Here is a 1,605-nt window from a genome sequence, read left to right on the forward strand (position 1 = left end):
CAGACAAGCGCGACCCACAAGCCACTACCGGAGGACGAGAACCATGCCGAGGAAGCACACACCCCACGACGGCAGCTACCGCCGTCTCTTCTCCCACGCGATCATGGTCAAGGACTTGATCCGACGCTACGTCGCCCCGTCCTGGGTCGGCCGGCTCGACTTCTCGACCCTCGAGATGGTGCCGGCCCACTACGTCAGCGACGAGCTCGAGCAGCGCGAGAGCGACGTGGTCTGGCGCCTGCGCTACCGCCCGAACGGCGAGTGGTTCTACGTCTACATCCTGATCGAGTTCCAGTCCAGCGTCGCTCACTTCATGGCGATCCGGGTGCTCTCCTACGTCATGCTCCTCTTCGAGGATCTGATCCGCAAGAAGCGATTGACGAGCTCGGGCAAGCTGCCGCCGGTGGTGCCGATCGTGCTCTACAACGGCACCCGGCCGTGGACCGCGCCGCTCCAGGTGGCGGACCTGATCGAGCTGCTGCCGGGCTTCGAGAAGCACCTGCCCCGCTTCGAGTATCTGGTGATCGACGAAGGCCACCTGCCGCGGGAGGAACTGGAGCCGCTCGACGGCCCGGTCACCGGAGTCTTCCAGCTGGAACAGTCCTCGGGACTGGAGGAAATCCGGAGGATTATCGATATACTGATCGACGTTCTCGACGACCCGGAGTTGCGAGAGCTGCGCCGGGACATGACGACATGGATCCGCCGGGTGATCCTGCAAGCTCGCTTGCCCGGCACCTACATCCCCGAGCTTCAAGACCTTCAGGAGGCAAAGATCATGTTGGAGGAACGCGCGGCGACGTGGCCACGGAAGTGGAAAGCCGAAGGGTTTCAGAAGGGCCGAGCATCTGGTCTGCTGGAGGGTCGGCGCCAGGCTCTGATCGAGCAATCCGAAGAGAAGTTCGGCGTCCTCGAGCCTCGCTACGCCGCCTCGATTGCGAAGGCATCAGAAGACCAGCTGCGCCGGTGGTTCAAGAAGATTCTCACGGCGACCACGCCCGACGATCTCTTTCGGACTTGAATGCAACCGCTCGGCTGACCGACACCCAACTACGTTCCCGGCCGTACGATGAAGCCGGCGCGGCGGAAATCGTCGTCGAAGGTGAAGGCTTCGAGCAGCTGGCGCTCCCTCATCAGCGCGAATGAGGTGCAATCGGTGAACGACAGCACCTTGTCGTGGTAGCCGACAAAGAGCTCCCAGGCCTGATCGCACAGCTCTTCGGTGATGCTCGCGACCTCGATGATCCGGCTGGACTGCACCAGCTCATGCATGGCGATCGCCATCCTCAGGCCGTTGCGCCGACGGCGCAGGAGGGTACAGGTCTCGTCGAGCACGTAGTAGCTGGTGAGGAATCGCCGGCGGCTGTCTCGCGACTCGGCCCAGAAGCGCTGCGCCGGCGCATGCAGACCGTCACTGGCGTCGATGGCCGCGACCCAGGCCGAAGCATCGACAAAGAGAGTCTGCCCGATCACGCCTCGACCGGACCGTAGAGCTCTTCTTCCAGCCTCGAGGCGCCCTCGGCCGCGCCCGAGCCGCCGATCTGCTCAGCCGCTTCGAACAGCCTCCACGCGGGGTCGTCGAGATAGGCGTGATCGTCCACCAGA

Annotated in this window: 3 protein-coding genes; 1 reads left to right on the forward strand and 2 read right to left on the reverse strand. The window is 63.9% G+C overall.

The window, feature by feature from the left end:
• Nucleotides 1–43 precede the first annotated feature (43 nt).
• A complete protein-coding gene (locus GY769_00920; GenBank protein ID MCP4200479.1) occupies nucleotides 44–1,021 on the forward strand; it encodes an Rpn family recombination-promoting nuclease/putative transposase in 978 nt (325 codons plus the stop codon).
• 29 nt (nucleotides 1,022–1,050) lie between these two features.
• Here the strand turns inward: GY769_00920 and GY769_00925 are convergent, their stop codons facing one another.
• Together GY769_00925 and GY769_00930 are read right to left on the reverse strand one after the other, a co-directional pair.
• The gene (locus GY769_00925; GenBank protein ID MCP4200480.1) at nucleotides 1,051–1,473 is read right to left on the reverse strand and encodes a PIN domain-containing protein; all 423 of its coding nucleotides are present in this window, start codon (nucleotides 1,471–1,473) and stop codon (nucleotides 1,051–1,053) included.
• Nucleotides 1,470–1,605: hypothetical protein (locus tag GY769_00930; GenBank protein MCP4200481.1), on the reverse strand; the 136-nt coding region annotated here is incomplete at its 5' end. The genes GY769_00930 and GY769_00925, both read right to left, overlap by 4 nt.

The sequence above is a fragment of the bacterium genome, from assembly GCA_024224155.1.
Lineage (GTDB): Bacteria > Acidobacteriota > Thermoanaerobaculia > Multivoradales > JAHEKO01 > CALZIK01.